We start from the raw sequence: 25,367 nt of genomic DNA, 5'->3' as shown, positions 1-25,367 counted from the left end.
GCCACCTGAATTGTCACATTCATTGCTGGAGTTAATATGTGTTTAGGAGTCCCCGGTCAAATTGTTGCGATCTCAGATCCGGAGTCTGCCGCAGCGATTATCAACGTCTCCGGTGTGAAACGTGAGGTTAACCTGAGCTGCGTCATTCCTGAATGTGGCGATCTAACTCAACTTATTGGCCGTTGGGCGCTGGTTCATGTCGGTTTTGCTATGAGCTTGATTGATGAAGACGAAGCGCAGAAAACTTTGCAGGTTCTGGCAGAGCTTGGTGAGTTGCAGGAAGAGCTCGATGCTATCCAGAATTCCTTAACCCAGCGAGATAGCGATGTCTGATGCAAAGGCTAGCAACAAGATGCTCAATGCCCTTTATCCCTTTATGGGTACAGAGGATGGCGCCAGGCTGGTAGCGCGGGATAAAACCCAGCAGCTGCTGGCGGCCATTCAAGTCAAAACAGCTGAAAGCATCGCAGCTAAGCAGGCATTTTTCAGCAAATACAGCCAAACATTAGCCGATATTGCCGGTACGATCGCCAGCGCATATGCTCGGGGCGGACGCCTGATGACCGCCGGTAATGGTGGTTCTTCCTGTGATGCCGCGCATCTGGCGCTGGAATTTATGCACCCGGTTACTGCCGGTCGCCCGGCACTTGCCGCCATTAACCTGTCGCAGGATGCAGCCATGTTATCGGCCGTTGCCAACGATGTGGGCTTTGATCATGTCCTCAAGCGTCAGCTGCTTGCTCTGGCCAAAGCCGACGATGTGCTGGTGGTGTTTTCAACCAGTGGCAACTCGTCCAATTTAATAGAAGCTTGTCGTAAGGCCGGTGAACTCGGTATGGATGTCGTGGCCTTTTCAGGCGGGGACGGCGGTGAGTTAGCAAGGTGTGAGTCGGTCAAACATTGCCTGATTGTCGAAATAGATAGCGTACATCGTATACAGGAGTGTCATCTGGTGTGTTATCACATTTTATGGGACTTGGTGCACACCTTGTTGGCGGATGAGCGTGGCTTTATTGGTGAGCATGGCCGGGCTACTGAATAGCCGAATGAAAAAACACCGTGAGACGTTGCATATGAAGTTCGTCGATGAATTCCGTGATCCTGAAATGGCGAAAAGGGTATTGGCGCGTATCCATCGCCTGGTTGGTGAAATCCCTGCTGCCCAAAAGCGACCGTTACAGATCATGGAGGTATGCGGTGGTCACACCCACAGTATTTTCCGCTATGGGCTTGAAGAGCTACTGCCGGAAAATATTGAAATGGTTCACGGTCCAGGCTGCCCGGTCTGCGTATTGCCAATGGGGCGAGTGGATGATTGTATCGCTATAGCTGAACAACCTAATGTGATTTTCACCACGTTTGGTGACGCGATGCGTGTCCCAGGGTCTAACAAAAGCTTGCAGCAGGCCAGTGCTGAAGGCTGCGATGTGCGTATGGTGTATTCACCTTTGGATGCGCTGCAGCTGGCCCGAAAACATCCGGATAAAAAGGTGGTTTTTTTTGGTCTCGGTTTTGAAACCACGATGCCCAGTACTGCCTTAACGTTAAAACAAGCCGAGAAAGAGAGGATTAAAAACTTCTTTCTGTTCAGCAATCACATCACGATTATCCCTACGATAAAGGCTATTCTCGATTCGCCTGATATGGATATAGACGGCTTTCTCGGCCCTGGACATGTGAGCATGGTGATTGGTCAGGCGCCCTATGAGTTCATCTCCATGCAGTATCATCGACCGCTGGTGATCTCCGGCTTCGAGCCCTTGGATATTTTGCAGTCACTGATGTTGGTGCTGGAGCAACTCAAAGCCGGCGAAGCGAGCATTGAAAACCAATATAAACGCATTGTGCCTGAAGGTGGCAATTTGAATGCGCTGACTGCAGTGTCAGACGTGTTTGAGCTGCGGGAGTTCTTCGAGTGGCGCGGCCTGGGTTCCATTGATCACTCAGGGGTACGCATTCGTGAAGCGTATGCGCGCTTTGATGCGGAGAAAACGTTTAAGTTACCGAATCTGAAAATTGCTGATCCCAAATCCTGTCAGTGTGGAGAGGTACTCAAAGGCGTCATTAAACCCTGGCAATGCAAATTATTCGGCAAACAATGTAATCCGGAAACCCCGATGGGGGCGCTCATGGTCTCCACTGAAGGTGCCTGTTCTGCTTACTACAGCTACGGCAAGATCGACGCTAAAAATATCGCTTAATTGAACGAAAACCTAGATGACTATACAAAGACGCACCCTTAAAGCTGACACGATTACCATGGCACATGGTGCCGGTGGCAAAGCTATGCGTGACTTGATTGAAGATGTTTTTGTGGCCACTTTTGATAATACAGATCTGAATAAACTTGAAGATCAGGCCCGGTTTGACCTGCAGAGTCTTCAGGCAGATGGTCAGCAAATTGCGTTCACTACGGATTCTTTTGTTGTCGATCCGGTTGAGTTTCCGGGCGGTAATATTGGTACCCTTGCGGTCAACGGCACCGTGAATGACCTGGCCGTTGCCGGAGCCATCCCTAAATACCTTTCCTGTGCCATGATCTTGGAGGAAGGGCTTGATGTTCAGTTATTAAGACGCATCGTAAGCTCTATGCGCACAGCGGCAGATGCTGCGGGCGTGACAATTGTTACCGGTGACACCAAGGTGGTCCCCCGGGGCAAAGCAGATAAGATCTTTATCAATACAACCGGGATCGGTGTTATACCTGCGGGGCTAAATATTTCCGCCGCAAACTGTAAACCCGGCGACAAAATTATCATTAACGGATTTATTGGCGACCATGGTGCGGCCATACTGAATGCGCGGGGTGACCTGGCGCTGGATGTAGAATTAACCACAGATTGCCAGCCGCTGCATGAGCTTATCCGGGCGATGCTTGATGTCAGTCCCGGCCTGCATGCAATGCGAGATGCCTCACGCGGTGGCGTGGCGACGGTTCTGAATGAATTTGCTGAAACATCTGAAGTCGCAATACGCCTCGATGAAAGCACCATTCCCGTGCGTCGCGAAGTGCGCGGCGTATGCGAAATACTTGGCCTGGATGCTTTGTACTTTGCTAATGAGGGCAAGCTCGTGGCTGTGGTGCCGCAAGCAGATGCTGAGGCGGTATTGCAAGTTATGCTGGCACATCCGGCAGGGCGGAACTCTGTCATTATCGGAGATGTCATCCAGGGCCCCGCCGGGCGTGTGTTGGTAAAAACCGGTTTCGGTGGCGAGCGGATTCTGGATATGCTGGTTGGCGAACAATTGCCCAGAATTTGCTAGGCCGACATCCCGACAAAAAACTGGCAGTAACTGCCTGATAAAACCTGGGACCATAGGCGCAGATGTACGGCGCCATATTGGCTTGGCGCTTGCTGTGGTTAACCATCTTGGTGTCGTAACGCAATAAAATGATCCCTAAAGCCCTTTTGACGTATAGAGTTAAAAGAGCGGCCTGAACAGGGGTAATAATGAAAATAGTACAAGCGATTGCAGGAATGTTACTGTCTGCTGCCATTTTGGTGGGTACTGAAGTGTCCGCTGCTGACGTGGCGGAGGAAGAAACGCAAGCGGCTAAGCACGTTATCGTTGATCAAATTACGGCATTTTTGCACGATGATAACGCCAGGGCCTATTCACATGCTGCGCCAATTATCCGGCAGCAGTTTCCGACGGTTGAGGCTTTTATGCAGATGGTGACACATGCCTTTAAACCGGTCTGGAAACCACGGCAATATGCATTTGGCATGTCTGCCAAACTTAATAATCAGCAACTCATGCAGCAGTTGTTTGTCATTGGTCCGGACGGTAAGTCCTATGAGGCCCTGTATACGCTAATGCTGCAGGGTTCTGGTGATTACAAGATTCTGGCGGTGCGTGTCATCGAGGCACCTGCTATTTGAATTAACGCCACCAAGCACGCTTTTATACTGGCAAGCTCATGCAAGTTTGCCAATATATATCGCCATATCCAGCATCCGGTTAGAAAACCCCCACTCATTGTCATACCAGCCAAACACCTTGACCAGGCCATCCGCTACCTGAGTTTGGGTCGCATCAAAAATACAGGACGCTGCGTGATGGTTGAAATCGACTGACACCAGTGGCAGGTCGTTATATTCAATAATGCCGGCATAGTCGGTATTGGCGGCGTTTTGCAGTAATTGATTAAGTTCAGCAACGTCCGGTTGCTGTTCAGGAATAAAACTCAGATCAACCAGAGAGACATTCGGCGTAGGCACTCGGATTGCCAGACCCGATAGGCGTCCGTTGAGCTCTGGCAGCACCAGGCCAACAGCAGCGGCAGCGCCTGTTTTCGTCGGGATCATTGACAGTGCCGCTGCGCGAGCGCGATGCAGATCTTGATGATGAGTATCCGTCAGGTGCTGATCATTAGTGTAAGCATGGATGGTGGTCATAATGCCTTGTCGTATGCCTATGGCGTCATGCAGGACTTTAGCCATCGGTGCCAGGCAATTAGTGGTGCAGGAGGCGTTGGAAATAATCCGGTGCTCAGGTGTGAGCTGGTGGTGATTGACGCCGTACACCACCGTGGCGTCTGCGCCTGCCGCCGGGGCAGAAACCAGCACTCGTTTCGCTCCCTGAACCAGATGAACCTGTGCCGCCTCTCTGGAGGTGAAACGGCCGGTGCACTCGAGCACCAGATCTATATCCATTGCTTTCCAGGGCAGGGTAGTTGGATCAGCAAGGCTGAGTACCTGAATACTCTGCCCGTTAACACTGAGCTGTTCTGCGTTGGCCGATACCGGGTAAGCAAACCGGCCATGCACACTGTCGTATTGCGTCAGGTGCGCATTCACCGCACTGTCGCCTAGGTCATTAATCGCAACAATCTTAATATCTGCTGTGCGGTCAGATTCATAAAGGGCACGTAATATATTCCGGCCAATCCGGCCGTATCCGTTGATCGCTACTCTGACTGTCATCTGCGTTACCCCAGCTAACTGATTGTTTTTAAACTAAGCATAGAAGATGAGACTGATTTTTAACAACATGTACCGACTAGATATTTTTAGAATACAAATATATGATATGTATCAATTGGTACATATTGGATATTGAAATGAGCAAAAAGAACGACACCCAGTCAATGGCCAGAAAGGCAGCGGACGAGCTGCTTTTTGAGGGAATTAGACCAACGCAGCAAAATGTGCGGGAGCGACTGGGCAGTGGCTCTATTACCACCATTAACAAGGCACTAAACAGCTGGTGGCAAGAGCTAGGCGAGAGGCTTAAGGCTAATAGCACGCACCCTATGATTCCTGACCCGGTAGCAGAAACGGCCAGCAAGTTATGGCATCAGGCAGTGGCGTATGCTGATGCCAGGCTGGAGGAAGAAAAACTGGCGCTGGAGCAAAGCTATCAGTCACGACTCGACGCACTCAAAGGGATAGAGAAAAGCGACGAAGATGAGTTGAAGCAGCTGCGTCAGCAGTGTTTGTCATTACTTCAGGATAAAGAGCGGATTAGCGATGAGAAATATGCTGCCCTTAAGCTTATCGCTGAGCTTGAAAATCAGCTTATGCGGTCACGAAGCGAGTCAGATACACTCCGGCGCGAACTGAAGCAGCAAGGCGTACTGGCGGGGTCGGGTGGTTCGACCGAGGGGGTTGAGGCGCTTATCGAGCAGCAGGTAACTAACCGCTTTTTGAAAGAAGAAAACAAACGCCTTAAAAAACAACTCGATACAGCGATTAATGAAAATGCGACATTAAAATACGAGCTATCATGCCTGAAAAAAAGCTAAGCTAAGGCGCTCTGGGTGTCACGGCTTAATTAGGCTAACTCATTGCAAATATTAATTTTTTTCTGCCTAATGGTAGCCTGCGCACGCAACCCAAACCTTTGGTGAGAGATTGCTTTCTTCTCATTGTGGATATTAATTAACAGTCTTATATAAGTGATTGTTATGGATATACTTCTTTCGGAAAAACCAACTGCAGACGACATTAGCGCCGCACTAAAACAATGCACTGCTGATGATGCGGTATGCTGCAAAAGCGAACAGGTGTTTCAGCAGGCTAAGATTTTGTTGGTTAAGCACAAGCTTAGCAATGTTACCGTCCAGCTGCTCGACAGCGAAGGTTATGCTGTACGTCAAGTTACCAGCAAGAAGCGCGGGGAAGGGCGTCAAGATCAGCTGTCAGATCGCCAGATATCCGTGATAAAGGCGTTAGAAAAAGTACTGATGCACTGCAAGAAGGAAGGGATTCAGCTAGTAGGATACAGTGACGAATTAGTGGCACTGCCGGCTCATATTAATAGCGAGGAAATCTCAAGCGCAGGTGCAATGGATATAGAGAGCTTTGGCGTTTACCAGGGCGCTGATGCGCTGTTAAGTGCCGAGATCGACGAATAGAGAATCCCAACCAAAGTAGCAGGCCGTTTGCTAGTTTTCTATGGCATAGTTAGTAGTTAGCTGTCCTCACTTAGAGAGTATCGTCTCGTTAATTTATCATGACCCAGTCAATCAGTGTTTTGTTAGTTGATGATCATCCTTTAGTTCGGGCGGGCTTTCATCGCCTGCTTACTGCTGATGGCAGTATCGTGGTTAAAGGAGAGGCGGATAATGCGAAATCCGCCTTCGAAATGTATAACACACTGCGTCCTGATGTTGTGATCATGGATCTAAACATGCCGTCAGGCGCGAATGGCGGTGATGGCGCAGGAACTCATAACGCAGGCCTGGAAGCGATTCGGCGCATTATGGCGCATGACAGCGAGGCTTGTGTCCTGGTACTGTCCGCAACCGACTCGACGCCTTTTCCTAGCCAGGTAATAAGCGCAGGCGCGCGAGGCTATCTAACCAAGCGGTGCGCTGGCGATGAGCTGCTTATCGCTGTTCGTAAAGTCTTTGCTGGCGGTCAATATTTGGCTGACGGTCTTGAGGAAACAGGTGAGGATTCGCCTCTAAATTCCTTAACTAAAAGAGAGTTTCAGATCTTTTCTTTATTAGCCGAAGGCAAAAGCGTCAGCCACGTTGCGGAAGCTATGTTTCTCAGTCCTAAGACTGTTCATGCGCACCGATCAAACCTTTTTAGGAAACTCAATATCAAAAGTAATGCTGAACTAATTCACATTGCGATACGTCTTGGTATTGTAGATACTTAAATTTCTCTCTGTATGAGGTTTCTGGTATGGAAGGTAATGACTTTACTGAACTGTTGCTGGAAACCGCGTTTCTCTGGCAGGAAATCTCCGTAGGTGACCGCGTTATGCTGGATGCAGACCTCTGTGATGCGTATGCCGTTCAGCTTAAGCGTAATCATCCTTACCAAGTTGTCGCCAAGCTAGAAGCTGACCCGCTGGAAAAATCTGTCCTGGTGGTCGAATCTGACTACACCGGCGAGCTGGTACAAATTCATCCTTCACTTATCTGTAGCTACCAAAGCGCAGTAACGCCGGTCATTCTGTCCTGATCACGCCAGGCTCTTTGTTGCTTATAAAATCCCATTTTACGCTCACCCTGAAGCAGGGTTGAGCTTGTCTCGTCAAATAATCGGTACCTGGTGCGAGTGCTAACTATCGATAATGCGCCTTAATACGGTATTTATACGCTATAATACATATTCGCATAATGTATATTATGTTAAATAGAATACATTTAAGATAAATACTCCTCGCACACTAATTGTTGTTTTCAGATTCAGATGACTTTCTGTCCAGTTTGTTGAATCTGTGTGGTGTTGTTAATGGACAGATGAGCTTGTATTAGCTCAAAAAGCTTGAGAAAACCCCAAACCCCTATTCATCAGTTTTAGTAGTTTTCGAGCAAAATTGGTTTTCTCATGTTTGTTGAGCTATTGCTGTTGCTGGGTTTTACAAATCACTATCGTGCGGAGAGTTTCGTAAAATGCTTTTTCATGGGTAAAGTGTCGTAAAGAGAAACGTAGCGCACGCTGTTCCTTTGACTTATTTGAGATTAATGGATGTAAACGCTTTGACCCTGACCTGGGTATTTCTCATAGACGTGTATAAATACTTCTGAGCACGCCTTTGGCCATAGGTCATCATCGTAAGGCTTCTTTAATCAGATTTTTAATCTTAGTGATGTTTAGGTTGATACTGACGTTCGTATGAATCGTGATGTAACTTTGTTTCAGCCATTGCGGCTTTCGAGTTCTTCGGGTCGCTATTCTTTAAGTAAGTCAGCGGCCATCCATGGCGCATTTTGTTCTTAACCTTCAGCAATAACTACATGACGTTACAGAGGTTTTTTCTGTCGCAATATCTACCAAAGTTTTGGGAATAGAATGTCAATTGATTCTGGCGAGAGGGCTAATTCTATCGGTTGTTTGTGAGGTGCAATCACTAGCCGCTCATCAGCCATTTGAACCAGGAGCTTTTGAAAGGTTCGCTCGCCCAAACCAATGGCTTCGCGAATCGAGGTGCGGGACTTGGGTCCGTCATTCATTAGCATCCTATAGACCTCTTTAGCCTCAGAGCGAAGGGGTGGCAGCATAGTCCCATCATCCCTCGGTAAGGCCCCCTTAGCTCGCATATCAAAATAGTAGTCCACGCGTGTTCTGAGATGATCCATTTGAAGAAGTGATGCGAAGTATGTCACTTGATCTAAGGCAGTCTTTAGGAAGTATTCGGTATACTTCAGCAGTCCTTTTTCTGATAATAAACCGCGGCCATCTAAATCCCCTTTGCGTTTTAAGTCGGCCTGCTTTAAGGCTGCGTAATACGCATCTGTATCGCGGGCAAAGCCACGACTCATAGACCATAAGCCATAACCAGATAAGCCAGACTGTTTCATGTGTGCATCAGTGAACATTCTCCCTACTCGGCCGTTTCCATCCATAAATGGGTGTATCCAAGCAAAGCGGTGATGTGCAGCTGCAGCTGCAAGCATACGGTTTAGGCCGTGCATTTGGTCGGGCTGGTACATCTGCTCAAACCATCTCAAATAACGATCGAGCTCCTCATGGCCAGGAGGGGTGTGTTTGCCAACTTTAACGCCGCGCTTTCGGCATTCGCCAGGCGTAATGGCAATCTTCTCCTTTGTTTCAGGATGCTCAATATATCGAAATTTCTCTGGCAGGCCTTCATAAAAGGCTTTATGGACCTCGCTTAAAAAATCCCGAGAAGAAACCTTGCTACGTTCAATTTCGCCAAAAGCAATTTTGCACTGTACCTCTAAGTGCTGTTTTATTTCCATGAGATCATCATCAACTTCTCGGTCGCCATTTTCTTCCTGAAGATGCAGGACTTCAGATGGTAAAGTTGGATTGCCCTCTATTTTGTTCGAGTAGTAACTGTTCACCATACGTAACAGATACTCCATCGGCTTGCGAAGTGCTGGAGGGATGCTGTCATTTAGGGCGCGGTCGCGCGAATAGATCTCAACAATGAGGTCTTGAAGCTCTCCTGGAGCTTTATCCTGTGTGATGTAGGGTGACAAGCTAATCATATTTGCTGGATTCCCAATTTAGATTATTCTCAATAAATATAGGTTATTGGGAGGGGTAAAAGCAAGAAGTACCGTTATATTTGCCGAAATAATTGCGCGAAAATTAAGGTCTGTAGCCTAATAATAATTTTAACGATTCTTTCTGGCATGAGCTGTACGGTCAACCAGCCGATCATTGGGTCAGAGCGGGTTTACTTGCAGCAAACCGTTATAACTAGCCCGCCCCCGCTCTCTTATCAATCACCTTCAGCGATTACTTAGAGAATCTCATGCTGAGCGCCCGGATCTTTAAGAACTCAGAGTACGAGCATCTAGAAACTACATTCTTCGTCGTTCTAGCAGATCCAGTGTACGTAGTTACCGCCCTCTTCTTGGTGATTAGTCTGGTGCTTAGCAATGCATGAGTCACGTCTATCAAAAATTTCCATTTAAGTGCTCGAAAGCCATGTTCGAAATTCTTGCGTAACTTACCCAAACCCAGGAGAAACGTTAAAGTAATTTACGCAACCTTCTACCCTTCCCGTTCTTTCATGGAATCTTGTCTGAAACTAAGAAAAGTAAAAATTTCATAGAAAACCCAAAACGCCAGGAATATAGGATGTAATTGCGAAATGGTTATAAATAAATACAAGGAAAGATAATTTTTCGATTTTTATCAAAAAGTTCTAGCAAGACCCTTCGTTCTTAGAGGCGAGCTCATTGATCCTTCTGCGCCCCCTGCAGAAGTTGCCTCGAACATTTAATATAGAATTAGTCAGGTATTTTCTAAGGGGTGAGAGGGTTTAAGCCTCTCACCTGTATTTCTTTTCAGCCCCTTTTAACACCACACCACCTTTCCGCTTCTAACCCAAAAATGTGACTTACAACCAGTCTTAAGCCACACAGATGGATACAGGGTCGGCTTACCGCCCTCATCAACACTGAGCTTCCAATTGGGCGATGCTTCTTTGATTAAAAGCAGTTCTAGCTTCTTCCCACAGCCACATGGACATCTGAATCCGACAGCCCAATTCTCACCATCCTCTCGGGCTAAGACTATATTCCTTAGTGGTAACCGAGCTGGCGGCGTATCCCCCTCAATTATTTTGATTCGACGACCAGGCGATACAAATTCAATCAGCTTTAATAACCAGATTGGTTTTTTCATGCAGCCACTCCTTTCTCAATAGAAAAACAGGGCATTCCTAGCAATGGCTCATGCAGGCCGCGGCCTATATGAGGATTCGTTCCACAGCTAAATTCATCCTCGCCAAAGTATTCCTCTTCACCAGTTGCCAAAGAGAATGTAGTTCTGCTGAAGTAAGAATTTGGCTCATGTCTAAATGGGTAGCACCTAGCAACGAACTCCAGTACACAGGCGCTTGCTGCTCGCATATTCAAGGTGATTACTGAGGGGGCTTCCTCGATAATACCTTTTAGATAACCTGCTGCGACCTGCTCATCGTGGTCTTCGGGGGCAACTGCACGTAAATATTCATTGCGTAAAGATTCCGGTGAGTAAACGCCACGATCAAACAATGTTGCCCCTCCTGGAAAGGTATAGTCTAGGCGCCCACAGGCATCAGCTATGGCTATACTCTCATTCGGTGTTTTTCTGGTTGGGATGGTTACAGCCACGTCAAATAAGGGTTGTAAGAATGCAGAAGCCATTCGGTCGCATATTTGCCGCCCTTCAAAACTATCAACACAGCAAAATAACAGGTCTGCATCACCTGCAGCTTCAATGGCTTCCCGAGAACTGATACTGGATTCGATACAGTGAATATCAATATCATCACGATACATTGCAATTCTTGCAGCAAGCATTTTTGTTTTAAAACGCCCTTCGCTGGCATCTTTCAGTGTCGAATTAATGATCCGGTTAAGGTTTTTCAATTCAACCTTATCGAAGTCGATAAGAATTAATCGCCCAATACCCATTCTGGCCAATTGCTCAGCGACGATAGATCCAGTACCAGATACACCGACAATGCAAGCTGTTAAATATCTCAGGTCCTCTCTCATGGCAGAGGAAAACGTCATAGGACGTTTTTCCAAGCTACCAGTTTTAGATGCTCTCCATATGGTTATATCTTCCGATGAACAAATGACCGACTCAACGTATTCAAAGCTAAGACCCCTCTGGTAAAGGCGTGCGCGTATAGCGCCGTCGGGTGTCATTATTGCCGACCCGTGCAATGTCGTCGGTAATGAAACACCCTCAAATAGGCTTGGAATAGTACGGAGGTCACTATCATCGTCATAGTTAGAGAAATCAAATAGGCCGCCGGGGTGAGAATGAATCAAGATAACTGACAAACTCTCTGATTCAGCTTTGTCAATTGCCTCTTCAATTGAAGAGCCAGGCCAAGCAACCCTGTTTGGAAATCTCACTCTACAGCTATCATGCGGAACAAGCATTAGCTCTTTAACCAGTAGACGGTGCTCACTACTTTTTCCGCATAACAAAATGGCTGCTGCTTCAAGGCCATCGCCGGGAAACAAGTGACTTATCAACTGTGTGTGATGTTGCGTAGAAATGGCAAGTCTATACGGTGTATTCATTCCCCCACCTCCCGTAACAGAGACTCTTCTACAACTGCCATCTGAGTGATAACGCTATCTGTCATTGGGTTCCAACGTGTTGCCCCATTAAGGTGTCGACTCCATCGCTGATAACTAATGCCGCCAATTGAAACATGGCTAGAGGTCTGCGCTATCTCGGCCCCCGAAGTCAGTTTTAATGGGGGATTGCAATAAAACATATCAATGGCTGCATCAGGGTATGATGCTGGGACATCGATGGCGACATCTACTACTTTATGGTTGTACCCTTCGGGCAGCAGGTAATCCCGAATAACCAGCCAGCGTCGAGTGTCGTCAATCAAGGTCTCCCACGTGATACACAAGGTATTCAAATAGGCGGCATCTTTTTCCAATAAAGCAAAATCTGCGCGCAAACCCATTGTCGCCTCCCCGTTGTTTATTTCGGCAGGTGTCAGCCTGAGCTTTTCAATACCGGGTTTAGTCAAATCGATAACGTCATCGACTGTGATGCTTTGCTTCGGCTCTCCTTTAACCTTAAGTATCAAAATCCAACCTTCAGCAGGATTAAACCCTGCGGCCTGCATTGCTTCTGAGGCCAAAATAGTAGGCTGTTCAGAGATTATCCGAACACCATGCACATTAAGCACCCAGCTGGGCTTCTCAGAATAGATTCGTTCCAATCCTGATTCTGATAAGTCAACTTTGTCCCCACTTTCAAGTAACACATCTTCCATTTTGCGCTGTTCCAGCCACAGCGACTGCTCAGCAGGAATGTCGCCAAGGGTTCGCAGGGCTGTTTCACTTATATGCTCAGTTCCCCAAGGGAAACGCTTACCATTGAGTTCAAAGTAGAAAATGCGGTCGCTTTCGAAGGCGATAAACTGCTCGACCCCTTGTTGATAGACGTCAACCGTTTCCGATAGGTTGACTTCTTCCAGCATGCCTGAGCCCTGTAACATCAACAGCATGTAGTTATTGGCAGGGGTATGGCCTGCTGCCTCCAGTATTTGCCGGCCAGTGGGAACTGGGTCATCAGTACAGACAGCCTCTTGCTCCAAATGCTCATTGGCAACTACTATCTGGTATTGATTGGCCAGGCGCGGCGGCCTTTGTTCACGAAGACAAGCAAGAATGTCTTCAAGCGGAATAGGTGGTACTGTTTGTGTGTTGCTATCACTCATAATGATTAATCTCTTGTTTCGCCAGCCGCGACATGCGGTTTTTTGGCTGTTCAAGACCTTAATCGCAAGCAATCTACAAACCGGAAAGATTAATTTACTTTTTTATAGTGACTTTTCCCTGCGGAACATCACCGCAGATAAAGAAGTTGGGGCAGGTTGGGCACCCGCGAGTCGAAGGTGCTGCAGAATAGCTCCCACCAGAAATGGCAGTCAGGGCGCTGCTACTCTTTTCTAGCCGCCCTCCTCTCTTTTTGTCTGTGATGGACACTGCTTCTTGTGTTTCACCCGCTAAATGCACCGCCTCTACTTCGGTACCCTTGCCAAAACGTCTTTCTGCGGCTTCAAGCAGAACCGAATATTCCAACTGGTCAAACTCATTCGAGCGCTGTTTTCCGGTTTTTATACGTCGAATGCTATGACGCCCGGACTCATCAACAAAAACCTCATCAGGCAGAACTGTAACCACTCCATCTGGAAAAGACAGCTGTAACTCCTCCGGTTTAACCAGTTGCTTGTCTTGACGAGTCTCCAACAGAAACTCAACGAGGCGATAGCCTATACGCTGATAATCTTCAGCATAACCATGGTCAACAGGCCCCTTGGCATGCCACGAACGCTGGAATTGTTCATCTAATTCAGCTGCTGCTGGGTTTGACTCCGGATAACTGGTTTTCAACCAATCAATAACGTCATAAACGACGTTGTGCATTTGTAGGAATGCACTTTCTGTTCGCTTACCTCCCAAGGCCAAACCGTGTGTATAAAGGAACCGGCGGGGACATCCGTTATAAAGTCCGAGTTGTTTATCGGAGATTAATAGACCATCACCGGTGTCGGTAGCAATCAGTTGAGCTGGCGCATCATTGGCGGATAATAACGACGGCTGATTAATTTGCTGAATATACCCGCAAATACGTTCTATATACTTTGAGGGGCTTCGGTTCTTGCCGCTATTTTGTACCGATGATGCATAAAGGATTAACCGGTCTCTAGCCCTTGATGCTGCCACGAAAAATTTGCATTCTTCCTCTTCGTCATGCCCTCGTTTAATGGCCTCCTTTCCGGTAAGCTCTTCAGTTCCTTCAATCAAACCATCAGGCGGTAAACAATTAGGAGATTTATTGTTTCCTGGCAACCCAGTCGAAATCATGCCAGGCAAATGCACAACGTCAAACTCAAGCCCTTTGCTCGCATGAATTGTCATCAGGCGTACACCTTGGAGATTCATGGCGGCCTGAGGCAACTGACGAATATCCCTATCTTCTGATAACTGGACAATGCGTCGAATTCTAAAGAGCAAGCGTTCTATCAGTAGCCCCCTACCATTAACTCTCTTACGACAAAAATTCAGCAGCTGCCATATTGCAATTCCCTGCATTCGCTTCTGGATCTGATCCGACTGTGCGATTTCTTTGGCTATTCCCAAGCGATCAATTACCAAAGTTGCCAATACAGACCAAGGGCTATCCTGTTTAGAGAAGCCGTGGAGTACCGAAATTAGATGCTGTAGAGACTTTCGTCCGGCATCCGATAACGGGTTGATATCGTCAATGCAATCAACCCAGCCCAGTGCGGGCAAGTCCTTCTCCTTAATGTATTGGCTAACGGATTGCACATCGTTCACCGTCATCGTCATGCTTGGTAAGCCAGCTGCCCGAATCAGCCCCAGAGCACGTTTATCCACCAGAAGTGATAACAATGATAAGAGATCTCTGATTTCAGCACGTTCAAACAGACTGCCTAAATACAATACTGGTATGCCTTGATGCTCAAGTTTTCCTGCTACTTCGCTGAGCCTGGCATTGGACGTACATAGGACTGCCTGTTTTTCATAGGCAAATCCTTGCTCAATTTTTTCTTCAATGGCTGCGGCAATGGCGGCAATTTCGTCATCAGGTTTGCCGGCTACCCTAAACTCCGGCAACTCACCAGAGCCCCCTCTCTTGGGGTCAAGGTTTAGTGGCAAAACCCCAACAGACGCTTTCATATTCGTTGAAAACGTTGAATACAAATTAATGACTTCAGCAACCGAACGGTAATTCACTGCCAACTGCTCGGCTTTAGCGCCGGGGAAATCCTCGATAAAGCGCTGCATATTAATAGACGAGGCGCCGCGAAAACGGTAGATAGACTGACAGGAATCACCGACAACCCAGAGTTTCTCACCTTTCCCAGCAATTGCCTTAAGTAAACGTACGGAAGCTCTGTTTACATCCTGATACTCATCAACAAGGATGTGTTGATGACGCTCAGCCAAAGATCGGCTAACCCTCTCATTAGTCTCTACCAACATCGTTGGTAACAACACTAGGTCGCCGAAATCCAGAGCATCCCGCGCTTTTAGTAACTGCTCATATCGCTCATATAGTGCGGCCACCTCTAGACATTTCTCTGCTTGAAGACGCTGATCATCACTATTAGCAGTGGTGCGCATGCTTTCCGCCAATTCGCGATAGCGTGTGGCATTGACCACCTCATCTTTAGCCCGAGATATAGCGCTGAGCATATCGTTCAGGTTTAGCGTTGGGTCATAAACGTTTTGATAATGCTTTAATGGTAGCTTTGTCAGCTCATCTTCCAGTAACTCTATAGCCTCGTAACGACCTATAACCGACGGATTATCAGATAACCCCAAGGGTTCGTTAAAGCGATGAATGATATCTAAGCCAAAAGCGTGAAAGGTGCCAATCCATAAAGTTGCTACTGCTTCAGGGGCTTTAGCAGCAATGCGCTCTCGGAGTTCGCCTGCAGCTTTATTTGAGAAAGTCAGTACTAAGATAGATGCCGGCTCAACACCTTCATCCAGTAGGCCTAGAACACGTCGAACCAGCGTTGTGGTCTTACCTGTCCCGGGGCCAGCTTGAAGTTGGTATGGGGTGCCACGGTGATCAGCAGCGTCGACTTGGGATTGATCTGGCTCCGAAGGCTTTTTAGCTATCGACTGAACGGGGATTGAATTAGCAGGCAGCAGCAAAGCATCCAATAACTGCTGTTGTACCACTGCATGAGGGGCTCCAATACGGTTTGCGATATCAAGCGAAGTCGTGTTCTCGTCGATATGCCAACGACGCAGTAGTGAGCGTGGCAATAAGAACTCACGAGCAAAGATATCCATCACGACTTCTCTATGCTCGTGGCTGCCATAATCCAGTACTCGCTCTACTCCAACGGCGGGCTCTTCACTGGATCGTGCTGCATCAACATCTTCAGCAATAAAGTCCTCTTCTCCCCCTTCCAGAACAAGATGAGCGATTTCATGAGCGATCAAGAAAGCTCGTTCAAAATCGCTGCCGCAATTTTCATAGAGAATAGTATCGCCATGACTATCATAGACGGCTCGACCGCCTTTTAGTTGGGGGTCATCTGCAGGCAAAGCACACAGTTCTATATCCCTGCGTTCGGCTTCAGCTGACGCAAAAGCCAGGGGATTGCTAATGTCACCGCCGGCCCTTATCGCTGCAAGATGCAGTTTTTCAGCTTCCTGGCGAGCCGACTCAATAGCGTCCATACTTTAATCCTTGAATGCTCTCAGAGCAGCTTTCTGCTCTTCTGACAAGTTAGACGTTTCTATCGCTTCATCAAAGGAAATTGGCTCAGGCGCAGTGGGCTTACCATCTGCCTTAAAGCTCTGCGCCGAAGATATTGTTGCGGGCCGATTTAGAGCAGATTTCATGATATCAGCACTGACATTAGCGGCATCAGCCACTGCTTCAATAAAGCGTATGGGGATTGACGAAAATGTTATCGTTTGATCACGCAGTCGCGTCAAAAATATTCTGCTTAAGCCTAGGCTTTTGGCTAAGTCGCGGAAGCTCTTCTTGTCCAGATTAGCCAACGGGTTTTCGACGCCCGTCGATCGTGATTCAGACTCAGTGCCCGACAACATTGACTGGAATTTATCCCATGCCATCGCAGCCCCCTCACTTACTTTGCCATCAGCTGGAATCTCCTCATGTACTGGAGCAGTAAGCATTTCAATTGAAAGGTCGATTAGCTCATCGCGGTACTGCGGGTAGCTCTGTAGGTACTTCTCTAATATCGCAGCGTCTCGCCTTGGTTCAACAGAAAAGGCGTATAAAACATCTTCTTTTGATTCATCGGGACCAATTGTCATAATTCTTCCTCCGCAGGCAGCATCGTCTGCAACTTTGTATATGCCCGACGTAATAGATTACGTACAGTCCGATCGGTGCAATCCAAAGCTTTTGAAATGGTTGGCGTATTTGGGTCTTTGGCTTCAACTTGCATGCCTTGTAGCCTTAGGCCGACCGCCCTTCGTTCCTTATCGGGCAGAAGCTTAATCGCATCACTTAGCCAAAACCGGAAATCACTATCGTCAAAACTTGACGACCCAGGACTGAAAAACTCTGCGGCGGCCTCCTCTAACCCAGGGATTACCTCAACTCCATCGTTGGTATCTCTAGTTAGCGTGGCAGGGTTTGCAAGAGGGTCGCTCTTGCTAGCTGGCCCCATTTTTCTTAGTACACTGAAGCGCAAGGCTTGGAGGGCGTGATTGAAATTTACTTCGTAATAATCAAGGGTAGAATCGCCATCAGTATGATCTTTAGCGACTTTCTCTAATAGCTGGCTGACTATCTCTTCTCGAATAATCCCCGCTTTTCCAAACTCAACCTCCGAAACGGCTTTTTTTAATGAAACTTCCAATCGAGTAAAAAAAGCAGAAAATAGTTGCTCCAAATGCTGAGATTCAGATCCACCCTTCTTCTGTCGAAGAAAATAGAGCAGCACCTCCATTGGTACTGGATTATCAAAGCGACTGCAACACTGTACTTGGTCGCTCTCAGGTATCCCCTCAAGCTCATCAATTAACTGCTCAACTTCAGGCCGCCTTTGATAGGGTTTTCCATCTTTTACTGATGTTTTCCTTAGTGGAATAGCCATCCATGCCTCCAAAATAAAACTTTGTTCTAGGATACACTTAATGTGATCATTTTAAATGATCCACCTAATTGGCTTATAAATAGCGTCCTTCCAGAGGCAAGAACACTGCTATGGGATTTCGTGTTTTTGGCGTAAATTGCGCCCATATCTGACTTTTTACTTTACCCACATATCTTCCATGAAAGGATCTTCGTGATTCATCAACAATTAATGGCAATCGTTGCGTTAAACTTGGTGAAAATCAATAATGCCCGTGCTCCAATTCGCTGGCAAATTGGATTGAGTAATGTCTTGTATTCATGAGGGGGAGTTTATGAGTGTCACACACTATGCGCTCCACTTACGGATGAATCATCAAAAATACCGGGCAGCATTTCATGAAGTTGGGCACTTAGTCATGCTAAAGAGTTGGAGGCCTGATAAGTCCAATGTGGCTATCTATTATGATGGGCTTTGGTGTGGAGAAATTCTCCCTCCTCCTAACTACCCGCATTCGATTGACGTTGCCAAAGTTATCGTTGCAGGAGTCGTTGCAGAAACGTGCTATGAACAGCTGAATGCGAAAGAGGTTCGACGTGTTTTCGAAAGCGATTTTCGTTCATTTGGCGGGGACTGGAAAAATTACAAAAAGAACTTAAAGGCCACTAAACCTGAGAGGATAGCGCTGTCGGAAATGCTATTAAATGAGGGAAGATACTATGGTGATGTGGTGGAAGACTCGGGATATTTTCCATATATCCATTCAGCTTGCATGGCTACGTTTCAGCATTTTGGTGAGCACAAAATGCACCTCCTAGCTAAAGCGCTATACCTTAACGGCAAAGTCATTCTTTAATGCAAATTCGTTTAACTTTATGACTAATTACTTCGAATTACTGCTTCATCTCAATGATTCTCAAGGGGATTTTATTGGCGATGATATGCTCTTGCATAACAGCTATATTCTGATCTTTCATCGAGATAAGTAATTCACAGGCTTCACCGCATGCTTTCATTTCAGCTGTTTTCAATTGCCGAGCTTGCTTCCAAAAAATGTCAGGCTGATTGAATTTATTAAATTCAGGGTTTTCTTTTGTCCATATACTGATATCTGCAGGAACCAGAATTGCATCGTGGTTATTAGACAACCCTATGGACATACCTGCAGGGTCAAAATCATAAAAACCAACACTTTTTGCTGGCGGATTTATTTCTAAAAGCTGCTTTACCTCTCTAGCATCTTCTTCGTGGCCTCGATAGATAAGCAATGAGTTGGAAAGCTCTTGAGGTAAACGCAGGCCAGACCAATCCCTAATAAGCTCACCATTCTCAACGATAACGACGGTTTCATTCTCGAGGATTAGATTTGAAGCCGGAGTATTCATGAAGCAGCGAGGAGGCAAAATGGCAAGACCTGAGTGAGTATTAATGGCAGTGCCGTCAGCCCGTGCCACTTTAATCAGATCTGAGAAGACGTTCTTGCCTGAAACCTTTTCGCTTTTACCACGGAGTGCTGCTTCCACCCTACTCTTTGGTAGTTCTGATTTTGAGTGGGGATTTAAGCCAAGCTCCTCATCCATCCAGCCTTGAAGGTAATCTCTGTCTTTCTGAGAGAAAGTTATCGTTGAATTTCCAGAAATACGACCTACGCCATGCTCATCATGGATTCGTTTCCACGTACTGTTAAGCTTTGCTGTAGGTCCACCGTTCAGAAAGTATGCTTGAATGACTTTGAATTCTCGTCTCACACTACCACTCCTGAAACTGGTTGAATAACTATGTCTGATACCCAGTAATTACCCCTGAAGGTGTCATCCTGCCTCTCTAGAAAATCAAGGCAGATCGATTTTCGATCTATGTCTGGTAAGCCATAAACCTCATTCACTAAGGCCATAAACCATAGTTCAGGTTCGCATCCGAGCTCTAAGACTTTATAAACCTCGTAGGCAGAAATTGATTGACTGGTTTCTTGCACCAGACTTACAGCATCTAAGACAGCTGTGCGTATAGGATCTACGGGTAATAGCTCTGCTTCACCTTCCAGCGCGTTTTTAACGGGCTCCTCTTCATGCTCCTCTTCTTCTACTGGAACGATTGGAGGGAGCTTATGAACAATCTCTGCAAGGTCCTCTTCATGATCTGGGTTACGTATATCTGCTTTAGCAGAAACCATAACGGCTTCAGCACGGTTCAATACTTGTGGGATTTTATCTAGATTATCGATATTTGCTGTGTACGTTTCCTGATTTTGATATAGACCTAGAACACTGTCGATCAATCGTGACTTGCGTTGTTGGCGGTTAATCGTATGTAGCATGTCAGTAAGCCGATCTATCGCATAAATCAGCTCTTTTCGACAGGCTTCAAGCGCTTTAGGGATTGCTTTTCTTAACAAGCGTCTTAAGTCAGGATCTCGACCCGCTTTAGCTTGTAGGTCCTGATAATCAAATGTACTAAGAATGTTATTAAACTCAGTCGCACGATCGATCATTTTTCGGTTTTCACGTGCTCTTAGGTCTAAATTATGTATGTGTGTAAATCCACTGCTGATGTGATGGGAGAACATTGCTATAGATTCTGTTAGCCCTTCTATGAGCTGCTGACCATATTCAAAGGCAATGCCCAAGTAAGTTAAGCTATCCTCTTCTGCGCCACGTTTCTTTGCTTCTTGGTAACCATTTATCGCCTCTTCAATCTCACTCCAAAGGTGCCCGATAACAACGTTAGCACTCGACATTCGATAACTTCGTGTGACTGCGGATAATGTTGTTGTAAGAGCGCGACTCAACTGGACGGGTTCGTCTGGATCTAGCTGCCATGCGAGATGGTGTTTCAATAATGCTTTTATTGCAGCTTGGTTTTCTTCTGTATCATGTAGTGTGCCACGATGGTTTAAATAGGCATCGAGCACAGGACCATGATGTGTGGCCAATGACTTCAAGCCATCTGCAGCATCATCTAATCGAGCCATTACAAAAGACCTCCTTGGGTCTGCTCTGTATCTTCGATGTCTAAGCGTTCGTGAGAAGCAATGAATTCCAGAACATCGTAAAGATAGCTCCATTTAGCAGTGGCACGATATCGCGAACCGGAAGCATCTAACTTGATGAGATATTCTTCACTCTCAAGCTTGTTCAAAATATGGCGGATACGGCCTTTACCATCTCTTGCAGCGGATTTGAAAAGAGCGTTCTTTGTTAGATCTGTAAGGGCATGATTTAACTCTGGAGATCTCTCAATATAGCCAAGCATTTCACTCTCATTAACTAACAAGCCTGCTTCTATAGGTCTTCCAGTTGGATTGCAATCACGAGCAAGTCTCATCCAGCGCACATACGGTTCTATCTCACTCGCAAACTGCTTGAAAGTTCTACGGATATCAGTTTTTGCTTTTGGCTCATCCAGATCAACATATGCCAAATGAAATCCTTTCCCATCACTTGTAGACCTTACTGAACGATCGATACGTATCAGAAACTCAAGCACTTCACGGTTATGCGTTTCGTTTTGGAGGAAAGCATACTCGCCAGGTAGAGTTTCATGGCAAATGACTTTGTCAGCGAGTAAAGCTTGAGTAGCACGAGAAAACATTTTTAGATCCATCTTATTCAGCCTCCACTGCCAGTGATGATAGTTTCCCTTTTAGAGAGTTTGACCGATTTTTTAACGGATCAGTAAGATTTCTAACTCCCCTTTTACGATCAATCAGTTTGCGGTGCTTAAAGAACTTCAGCAGATTTTGGTCTGTACTAGGGAATGCTGAGAAGCAATAGATGCCAGCCTCCTCAAACATATGGAACAGCCTTGCAATATTTTCGGGTGATAGAGCGGCAAGTTCGTCGATAGGCCAGTGAAGAGATATCTGATTATTAGGACATAGGTAACGTGCCATACCCATGAAGATTACAAGTATTGCTAGATAGGACAAGCCGTTACTACTTAGCGCATCAAATTCTTTAGCGGATTCAACATGTGCTTTACGCCCATTTTCTTCAAGACATATTCGCAGACGAATCAAAGAATTGATGTCATTACTGATACGAGCATTTTGTAAGGCTTCATTTGCTGATTGGATGGCATAGAGAAGCGCCTCTGGTGGTAGTTCAAAGTCTCGACCATCTTGCCATTCTCTCCATTGTTCATTAAAGCTGGAAAGCTTGTCCCAATAATCACCTTCCACCACCACTGAGGTGACCTGTAGTTCAATATTGGTTAGGTTCTCAATCCGCTGATTTGTATTGACGCGCTGCCCAAGAAGGCGTGAAACTCGTGAAACTTCATCGTTCAAACCTTTTAGGCAATCATGATATTTAGACAGGCTATCCCCAACCGCCCTTACCTGCTGAATTAAGACATCTCTTATTGCAGGAAGGTCATGATCTAATAGGTGCGCCAAATCTAGAGGCTGTTTAAGCCTGAATTCATCAGAAAACTCATCGCTATGACTTAAGCTTCTTCGCTGCTCAAGCAAAGATTCCCACGCTTTATAAATACGTGAGTTAATGTACTTATTGAGGATAGCCTGAGCGTTATTGACGCCTTCAATCACTTCTTTTTTCAGTTGCTTCTCTTCTGAAATAAGGCGGGATAGCTTGTCAGTCAAATCTAGCAGGCTACCACTTGGCTCTTCCTCGGCTGTTTCTGATACTGGACACTGTGAAATAAGGTTGTTTGCGTTTTCAATTTGAGGCTTTAGTTCTTTCAACTTATCTAGACTTTCGCGACGCTGAGTCTCGATACCATTTTTGGCCTGATGGTGTTTTTTGTTATGGATTTGAATATCTTCTTGCGCACTAGAAGCCTTAGATCTGAGTTCTGAAATTAGTAGGTCTTTCTCAGGTACTTTTGACCAGAAGTTTTTGCACCAACTCTCATATTTTTGTAATTCGGTTGTGTAGCCTCTGATTGTTTCAACTAAATTGTATTGATCATTCTTAGTTTTGCGTGCAGTTCTTATCTGATTGGGATCAACACCAGCTTTCTCGCACTCCACTGTGAAACGCACTTCGATTTGTTTCACTCGGGTTTGAAAATCAGCTTTCGACTGTTTTTCCTGAGATACGAGTAGATTAATCCTCTCCTCAATATTTTGGCTTTCAGATTGCTGCCTTGAGTCAAGTTCTAGCCTCGTTTGATTAAAAGAACTTTCGATCTCTCTTTTCAGTTCAGTTGTACGTTCATCATGGTCTTTTAGGGCTTTCTTGAGGCTCTTAACCTCTTCAAGAAGTTGTACCTGTCGCTCTTCAGCTTTCTCCTGAGCAATCGCCTTGGTTCTTTTGTACCTGTCTCTAAGGGCCTTAATGCTATCTCCTTGTTGTTTAACATGATGTTTCAATTCAGCATATTTTGTTTCAAGAGGTTTGATAGCCTTGAATAGCTCATTAGCTGCACTTTCTAATTCATCACATCGTTTTTGTGAAGACCTAAGGCGTGTATCAGCTTGCTCTAAACGTGCCAGTAATACATCTTCCCTAGTGGCGTGTGGCGGGGTATCAATATTTTGTAATGCTAAGTGCCATCCATAGATGGTGCCAGATAGCCCTTCTTTGTAATCAGGTTGCAAATCAGTTCTTAAAAGCAACTCTGGATCTAAGATTTTCCCGATTGTCTCAGCCCAAGCTGGGTCGAATAAACGTAGATCAGATAGCAATGTCCCGTCTTTAGGATAAATTAGAGCATTTAATTCATCATAAGCTTTCTGGAGATCCTTTGTTTCATCAAGCCCATACTGTAGGGCTTTTAGCGCTGCCTTGTGCTTATCATTTTGTGTGTCGAGTTCGCTCTTGCTGTTTGCTAAAGCAAATTCATTTACCTCAAGCTTCTCACTCGCTTCATCAATTTGAGCTTCAATGAGATCTAGGGCTTTTTGGTCATCGTTAGTTATTTGTACAGAACCAGATTGGAGCCCTGTTTTAACTATTAGGTTATTAAGTTCCTGGCGTTGCTTGGCGTTTTCGCCCTCTATCAACTCGGTAATTGCTTTATGCTTTTGGGAGGTGACTTCAGCTTTAGCATCCGCAAACTTTATGACCAGCTCGTTCTGTTGTTCCCTTAGTTCAAGCTTCTTAGCCGAGAGCTTTTTTAAGTCCTTATCGAGATTCTCTTGAGCCTTATATTTCCCTGAATCTAGTGCGCTTTCTAAATTGTTTACCTGTTTTGTGAGTAGCTCTAGATCACTCTCAAACTGTTGTAAACGATCAATGTGGTGATCTAAATTATCGTACTGAGCTTTCTTTTCGGTGACGTTCCAGCCCTGCCACCTTCTATTTTCATCATGGATTCCATTGATTTCGTCATCTAACTGCTTAGCTTGACTCTGAAGCTGCAACGCATTTTCCCTAAGCTGTAAGCTTTCGGATTTGTAAACTTCATCAAGGGCTGTAATCTCAACAGTAAGTGTTTCTATCTGATTTTTTAACGTTTCGGCCTGATCTGACGCTTCAAGGCAACGATATTTCAGCTCAGTTACAGCTATGACTCTGTCTGAAATAACAAGGTCTCGTTGTTGGTGCTTCTCTATGCAGAGGCGAATTTTTAGTTCTGCAGAGTCAAAATCCCTTAAGCCAGCAATATCCTGTACAAGTGTTTTATCTTTTAGGTGCTCAGGCCTTTCATCAATATGGATATCGTTAAACTGTGTTTCCGCAATCATTTTCTTAAGACGGTCAAACATATCTGCCCGCCTTAATATTGCGTAGCTCATTCTGTCTAAATGACTCATATGGTCATTCGGCCCGCCTAAACAGTATTCTCTGGCTAATTCACTCTCATTATTCCCCTTACTACCCCTTCGGCGTAATAGTTTCTTGTCGTTCTGAATGAGGGCTCTGTAGTCAGTAATGGTATCGATCTGACGTGATAATCGAATCCCCATGTCCTTTAAAGCCATGAATACTTCAGTTATAGCTGAGCCCCTTTCCAGCAATGGGGTAATGGTTGGATGAAAGAACGTTTCTTCAAGAGAGCCGGTTACAAATCGATAGATGGTTTTAGCACCACTGCTATGCCGATACATGACCACCAGTCGATGACCGTCTTCTCTTAGGTGCTCGTAGATAAGAGCGCTGGACTGCTTGGGAAGGTAAAAGTCTAAAAAAGAATCTTTATCAGCAACTTGGTCAACCAGTTGATTGGGCTCAGTACCATAAAATATAGGTATTAAGTTTAGTGCAGATGTTTTGCCAGCACCATTACCGCCGCTAGCATTAGAATGACCATCAGCATCAAACATAACTGATAGCCCGGAAAAATAGGAGTTATGAAGAGCTATTCGTTTAAGACCAAGCATAGATACATTCCTTTGAATAATAACTTCCATAATGCTATGTAGCATTTGTATACATGTATATACTGTATACATA

General features: G+C 45.9%; 22 protein-coding genes. 10 read left to right on the top strand and 12 right to left on the bottom strand.

Annotation, left to right across the window (positions count from 1 at the left end):
- Positions 1-36 precede the first annotated feature (36 nt).
- The 5 genes from ACFVYJ_RS02820 (at position 37) to ACFVYJ_RS02800 (ending at position 3,884) form a co-directional block, all read left to right on the top strand.
- Positions 37-333 (top strand): HypC/HybG/HupF family hydrogenase formation chaperone, encoded by a 297-nt coding sequence (locus ACFVYJ_RS02820; protein ID WP_419413823.1) that lies wholly within the window; start codon positions 37-39, stop codon positions 331-333.
- Positions 326-1,042, top strand: coding sequence for a D-sedoheptulose-7-phosphate isomerase (locus ACFVYJ_RS02815; RefSeq protein WP_419413824.1), 717 nt, complete (start codon positions 326-328; stop codon positions 1,040-1,042). Before ACFVYJ_RS02820 ends, ACFVYJ_RS02815 begins: the two co-directional genes overlap by 8 nt.
- Positions 1,005-2,201: a hydrogenase formation protein HypD gene (hypD, locus tag ACFVYJ_RS02810; protein ID WP_419413825.1), complete on the top strand. Its 1,197-nt coding sequence runs from the start codon at positions 1,005-1,007 to the stop codon at positions 2,199-2,201. Before ACFVYJ_RS02815 ends, hypD begins: the two co-directional genes overlap by 38 nt.
- 16 nt (positions 2,202-2,217) lie before the next feature.
- Complete coding sequence (gene hypE, locus ACFVYJ_RS02805; protein WP_419413826.1) at positions 2,218-3,264, top strand: hydrogenase expression/formation protein HypE; 1,047 nt, start codon at positions 2,218-2,220, stop codon at positions 3,262-3,264.
- Positions 3,265-3,452: 188 nt separating this feature from the next.
- Positions 3,453-3,884 (top strand): DUF4864 domain-containing protein, encoded by a 432-nt coding sequence (locus ACFVYJ_RS02800; protein WP_419413827.1) that lies wholly within the window; start codon positions 3,453-3,455, stop codon positions 3,882-3,884.
- A gap of 36 nt (positions 3,885-3,920) precedes the next feature.
- Here the strand turns inward: ACFVYJ_RS02800 and gap are convergent, their stop codons facing one another.
- Positions 3,921-4,928 (bottom strand): type I glyceraldehyde-3-phosphate dehydrogenase, encoded by a 1,008-nt coding sequence (gap, locus tag ACFVYJ_RS02795; RefSeq protein ID WP_419413828.1) that lies wholly within the window; start codon positions 4,926-4,928, stop codon positions 3,921-3,923.
- Between the two features lie 137 nt (positions 4,929-5,065).
- On the opposite strand from gap, the gene ACFVYJ_RS02790 reads away from it, so the two are divergent.
- From ACFVYJ_RS02790 to ACFVYJ_RS02775, 4 genes are all read left to right on the top strand, one after another.
- Positions 5,066-5,749 carry a DNA-binding protein gene (locus tag ACFVYJ_RS02790; protein ID WP_419413829.1) on the top strand — a complete coding sequence of 228 codons (684 nt, stop codon included), beginning with the start codon at positions 5,066-5,068 and terminating at the stop codon, positions 5,747-5,749.
- A 162-nt stretch (positions 5,750-5,911) separates the two neighbouring features.
- Positions 5,912-6,361, top strand: a complete 450-nt coding sequence (locus tag ACFVYJ_RS02785; protein WP_419413830.1) for a hypothetical protein — start codon at positions 5,912-5,914, stop codon at positions 6,359-6,361.
- 98 nt (positions 6,362-6,459) lie between these two features.
- The gene (locus tag ACFVYJ_RS02780; protein ID WP_419413831.1) at positions 6,460-7,113 is read left to right on the top strand and encodes a response regulator; all 654 of its coding nucleotides are present in this window, start codon (positions 6,460-6,462) and stop codon (positions 7,111-7,113) included.
- Between the two features lie 26 nt (positions 7,114-7,139).
- Positions 7,140-7,421: a hypothetical protein gene (locus ACFVYJ_RS02775; protein ID WP_419413832.1), complete on the top strand. Its 282-nt coding sequence runs from the start codon at positions 7,140-7,142 to the stop codon at positions 7,419-7,421.
- 812 nt (positions 7,422-8,233) lie between these two features.
- Here the strand turns inward: ACFVYJ_RS02775 and ACFVYJ_RS02770 are convergent.
- The 7 genes from ACFVYJ_RS02770 to ACFVYJ_RS02740 all read right to left on the bottom strand — a co-directional run bounded on the left by ACFVYJ_RS02770 (position 8,234) and on the right by ACFVYJ_RS02740 (position 18,027).
- A complete protein-coding gene (locus ACFVYJ_RS02770) occupies positions 8,234-9,418 on the bottom strand; it encodes a Fic family protein (protein WP_419413833.1) in 1,185 nt (394 codons plus the stop codon).
- Between the two features lie 817 nt (positions 9,419-10,235).
- On the bottom strand, positions 10,236-10,565 hold the full coding sequence (locus tag ACFVYJ_RS02765; RefSeq protein ID WP_419413834.1) for a ubiquitination-like system serine protease family protein: 330 nt from the start codon (positions 10,563-10,565) through the stop codon (positions 10,236-10,238).
- A complete protein-coding gene (locus tag ACFVYJ_RS02760) occupies positions 10,562-11,962 on the bottom strand; it encodes a ThiF family adenylyltransferase (RefSeq protein WP_419413835.1) in 1,401 nt (466 codons plus the stop codon). The genes ACFVYJ_RS02765 and ACFVYJ_RS02760 overlap by 4 nt, the downstream gene beginning before the upstream one ends.
- Positions 11,959-13,125, bottom strand: coding sequence for a multiubiquitin domain-containing protein (locus tag ACFVYJ_RS02755; protein ID WP_419413836.1), 1,167 nt, complete (start codon positions 13,123-13,125; stop codon positions 11,959-11,961). Before ACFVYJ_RS02755 ends, ACFVYJ_RS02760 begins: the two co-directional genes overlap by 4 nt.
- Positions 13,126-13,219: 94 nt before the next feature.
- Entirely contained in the window at positions 13,220-16,633 is a 3,414-nt protein-coding gene (locus ACFVYJ_RS02750) for a UvrD-helicase domain-containing protein (protein ID WP_419413837.1), read from the bottom strand.
- Between the two features lie 3 nt (positions 16,634-16,636).
- A complete protein-coding gene (locus tag ACFVYJ_RS02745; RefSeq protein ID WP_419416030.1) occupies positions 16,637-17,239 on the bottom strand; it encodes a hypothetical protein in 603 nt (200 codons plus the stop codon).
- Entirely contained in the window at positions 17,236-18,027 is a 792-nt protein-coding gene (locus ACFVYJ_RS02740) for a sigma-70 RNA polymerase sigma factor region 4 domain-containing protein (protein WP_419416031.1), read from the bottom strand. The genes ACFVYJ_RS02745 and ACFVYJ_RS02740 overlap by 4 nt, the downstream gene beginning before the upstream one ends.
- A gap of 313 nt (positions 18,028-18,340) precedes the next feature.
- Between ACFVYJ_RS02740 and ACFVYJ_RS02735 the strand changes: the two genes are divergently transcribed.
- The gene (locus ACFVYJ_RS02735) at positions 18,341-18,862 is read left to right on the top strand and encodes a hypothetical protein (RefSeq protein WP_419416032.1); all 522 of its coding nucleotides are present in this window, start codon (positions 18,341-18,343) and stop codon (positions 18,860-18,862) included.
- A 37-nt stretch (positions 18,863-18,899) separates the two neighbouring features.
- On the opposite strand, the gene ACFVYJ_RS02730 is transcribed toward ACFVYJ_RS02735, so the two are convergent.
- The 4 genes from ACFVYJ_RS02730 to ACFVYJ_RS02715 are packed head-to-tail and all read right to left on the bottom strand — an operon-like array spanning position 18,900 to position 25,294.
- Entirely contained in the window at positions 18,900-19,754 is an 855-nt protein-coding gene (locus ACFVYJ_RS02730; RefSeq protein WP_419416033.1) for a DUF7281 domain-containing protein, read from the bottom strand.
- Positions 19,751-20,977: a hypothetical protein gene (locus tag ACFVYJ_RS02725; protein ID WP_419416034.1), complete on the bottom strand. Its 1,227-nt coding sequence runs from the start codon at positions 20,975-20,977 to the stop codon at positions 19,751-19,753. Before ACFVYJ_RS02725 ends, ACFVYJ_RS02730 begins: the two co-directional genes overlap by 4 nt.
- Positions 20,977-21,609, bottom strand: a complete 633-nt coding sequence (locus ACFVYJ_RS02720; protein WP_419416035.1) for a hypothetical protein — start codon at positions 21,607-21,609, stop codon at positions 20,977-20,979. The genes ACFVYJ_RS02725 and ACFVYJ_RS02720 overlap by 1 nt, the downstream gene beginning before the upstream one ends.
- 1 nt (position 21,610) lies before the next feature.
- Positions 21,611-25,294 (bottom strand): ATP-binding protein, encoded by a 3,684-nt coding sequence (locus ACFVYJ_RS02715; protein ID WP_419416036.1) that lies wholly within the window; start codon positions 25,292-25,294, stop codon positions 21,611-21,613.
- Positions 25,295-25,367: the final 73 nt, after the last annotated feature.

The sequence above is a fragment of the Pontibacter sp. JAM-7 genome (assembly GCF_048548695.2).
Classification (GTDB): Bacteria; Pseudomonadota; Gammaproteobacteria; order Pseudomonadales; family Balneatricaceae; genus Neptuniibacter.
The sequence above is the reverse complement of the archived record's forward strand: the minus strand, read 5'-3'. Positions and strand labels throughout refer to the sequence as shown.

Coding starts and splice junctions, on each gene's coding strand:
- ACFVYJ_RS02820 (WP_419413823.1), top strand. CDS start 37: ATGTGTTTAGGAGTCCCCGGTCAAATTGTTGCGATCTCAGATCCGGAG.
- ACFVYJ_RS02815 (WP_419413824.1), top strand. CDS start 326: ATGTCTGATGCAAAGGCTAGCAACAAGATGCTCAATGCCCTTTATCCC.
- hypE (WP_419413826.1), top strand. CDS start 2,218: ATGACTATACAAAGACGCACCCTTAAAGCTGACACGATTACCATGGCA.
- ACFVYJ_RS02800 (WP_419413827.1), top strand. CDS start 3,453: ATGAAAATAGTACAAGCGATTGCAGGAATGTTACTGTCTGCTGCCATT.
- gap (WP_419413828.1), bottom strand. CDS start 4,928: ATGACAGTCAGAGTAGCGATCAACGGATACGGCCGGATTGGCCGGAAT.
- ACFVYJ_RS02790 (WP_419413829.1), top strand. CDS start 5,066: ATGAGCAAAAAGAACGACACCCAGTCAATGGCCAGAAAGGCAGCGGAC.
- ACFVYJ_RS02785 (WP_419413830.1), top strand. CDS start 5,912: ATGGATATACTTCTTTCGGAAAAACCAACTGCAGACGACATTAGCGCC.
- ACFVYJ_RS02780 (WP_419413831.1), top strand. CDS start 6,460: ATGACCCAGTCAATCAGTGTTTTGTTAGTTGATGATCATCCTTTAGTT.
- ACFVYJ_RS02775 (WP_419413832.1), top strand. CDS start 7,140: ATGGAAGGTAATGACTTTACTGAACTGTTGCTGGAAACCGCGTTTCTC.
- ACFVYJ_RS02770 (WP_419413833.1), bottom strand. CDS start 9,418: ATGATTAGCTTGTCACCCTACATCACACAGGATAAAGCTCCAGGAGAG.
- ACFVYJ_RS02765 (WP_419413834.1), bottom strand. CDS start 10,565: ATGAAAAAACCAATCTGGTTATTAAAGCTGATTGAATTTGTATCGCCT.
- ACFVYJ_RS02760 (WP_419413835.1), bottom strand. CDS start 11,962: ATGAATACACCGTATAGACTTGCCATTTCTACGCAACATCACACACAG.
- ACFVYJ_RS02755 (WP_419413836.1), bottom strand. CDS start 13,125: ATGAGTGATAGCAACACACAAACAGTACCACCTATTCCGCTTGAAGAC.
- ACFVYJ_RS02750 (WP_419413837.1), bottom strand. CDS start 16,633: ATGGACGCTATTGAGTCGGCTCGCCAGGAAGCTGAAAAACTGCATCTT.
- ACFVYJ_RS02745 (WP_419416030.1), bottom strand. CDS start 17,239: ATGACAATTGGTCCCGATGAATCAAAAGAAGATGTTTTATACGCCTTT.
- ACFVYJ_RS02740 (WP_419416031.1), bottom strand. CDS start 18,027: ATGGCTATTCCACTAAGGAAAACATCAGTAAAAGATGGAAAACCCTAT.
- ACFVYJ_RS02735 (WP_419416032.1), top strand. CDS start 18,341: ATGAGTGTCACACACTATGCGCTCCACTTACGGATGAATCATCAAAAA.
- ACFVYJ_RS02725 (WP_419416034.1), bottom strand. CDS start 20,977: ATGGCTCGATTAGATGATGCTGCAGATGGCTTGAAGTCATTGGCCACA.
- ACFVYJ_RS02720 (WP_419416035.1), bottom strand. CDS start 21,609: ATGGATCTAAAAATGTTTTCTCGTGCTACTCAAGCTTTACTCGCTGAC.
- ACFVYJ_RS02715 (WP_419416036.1), bottom strand. CDS start 25,294: ATGCTTGGTCTTAAACGAATAGCTCTTCATAACTCCTATTTTTCCGGG.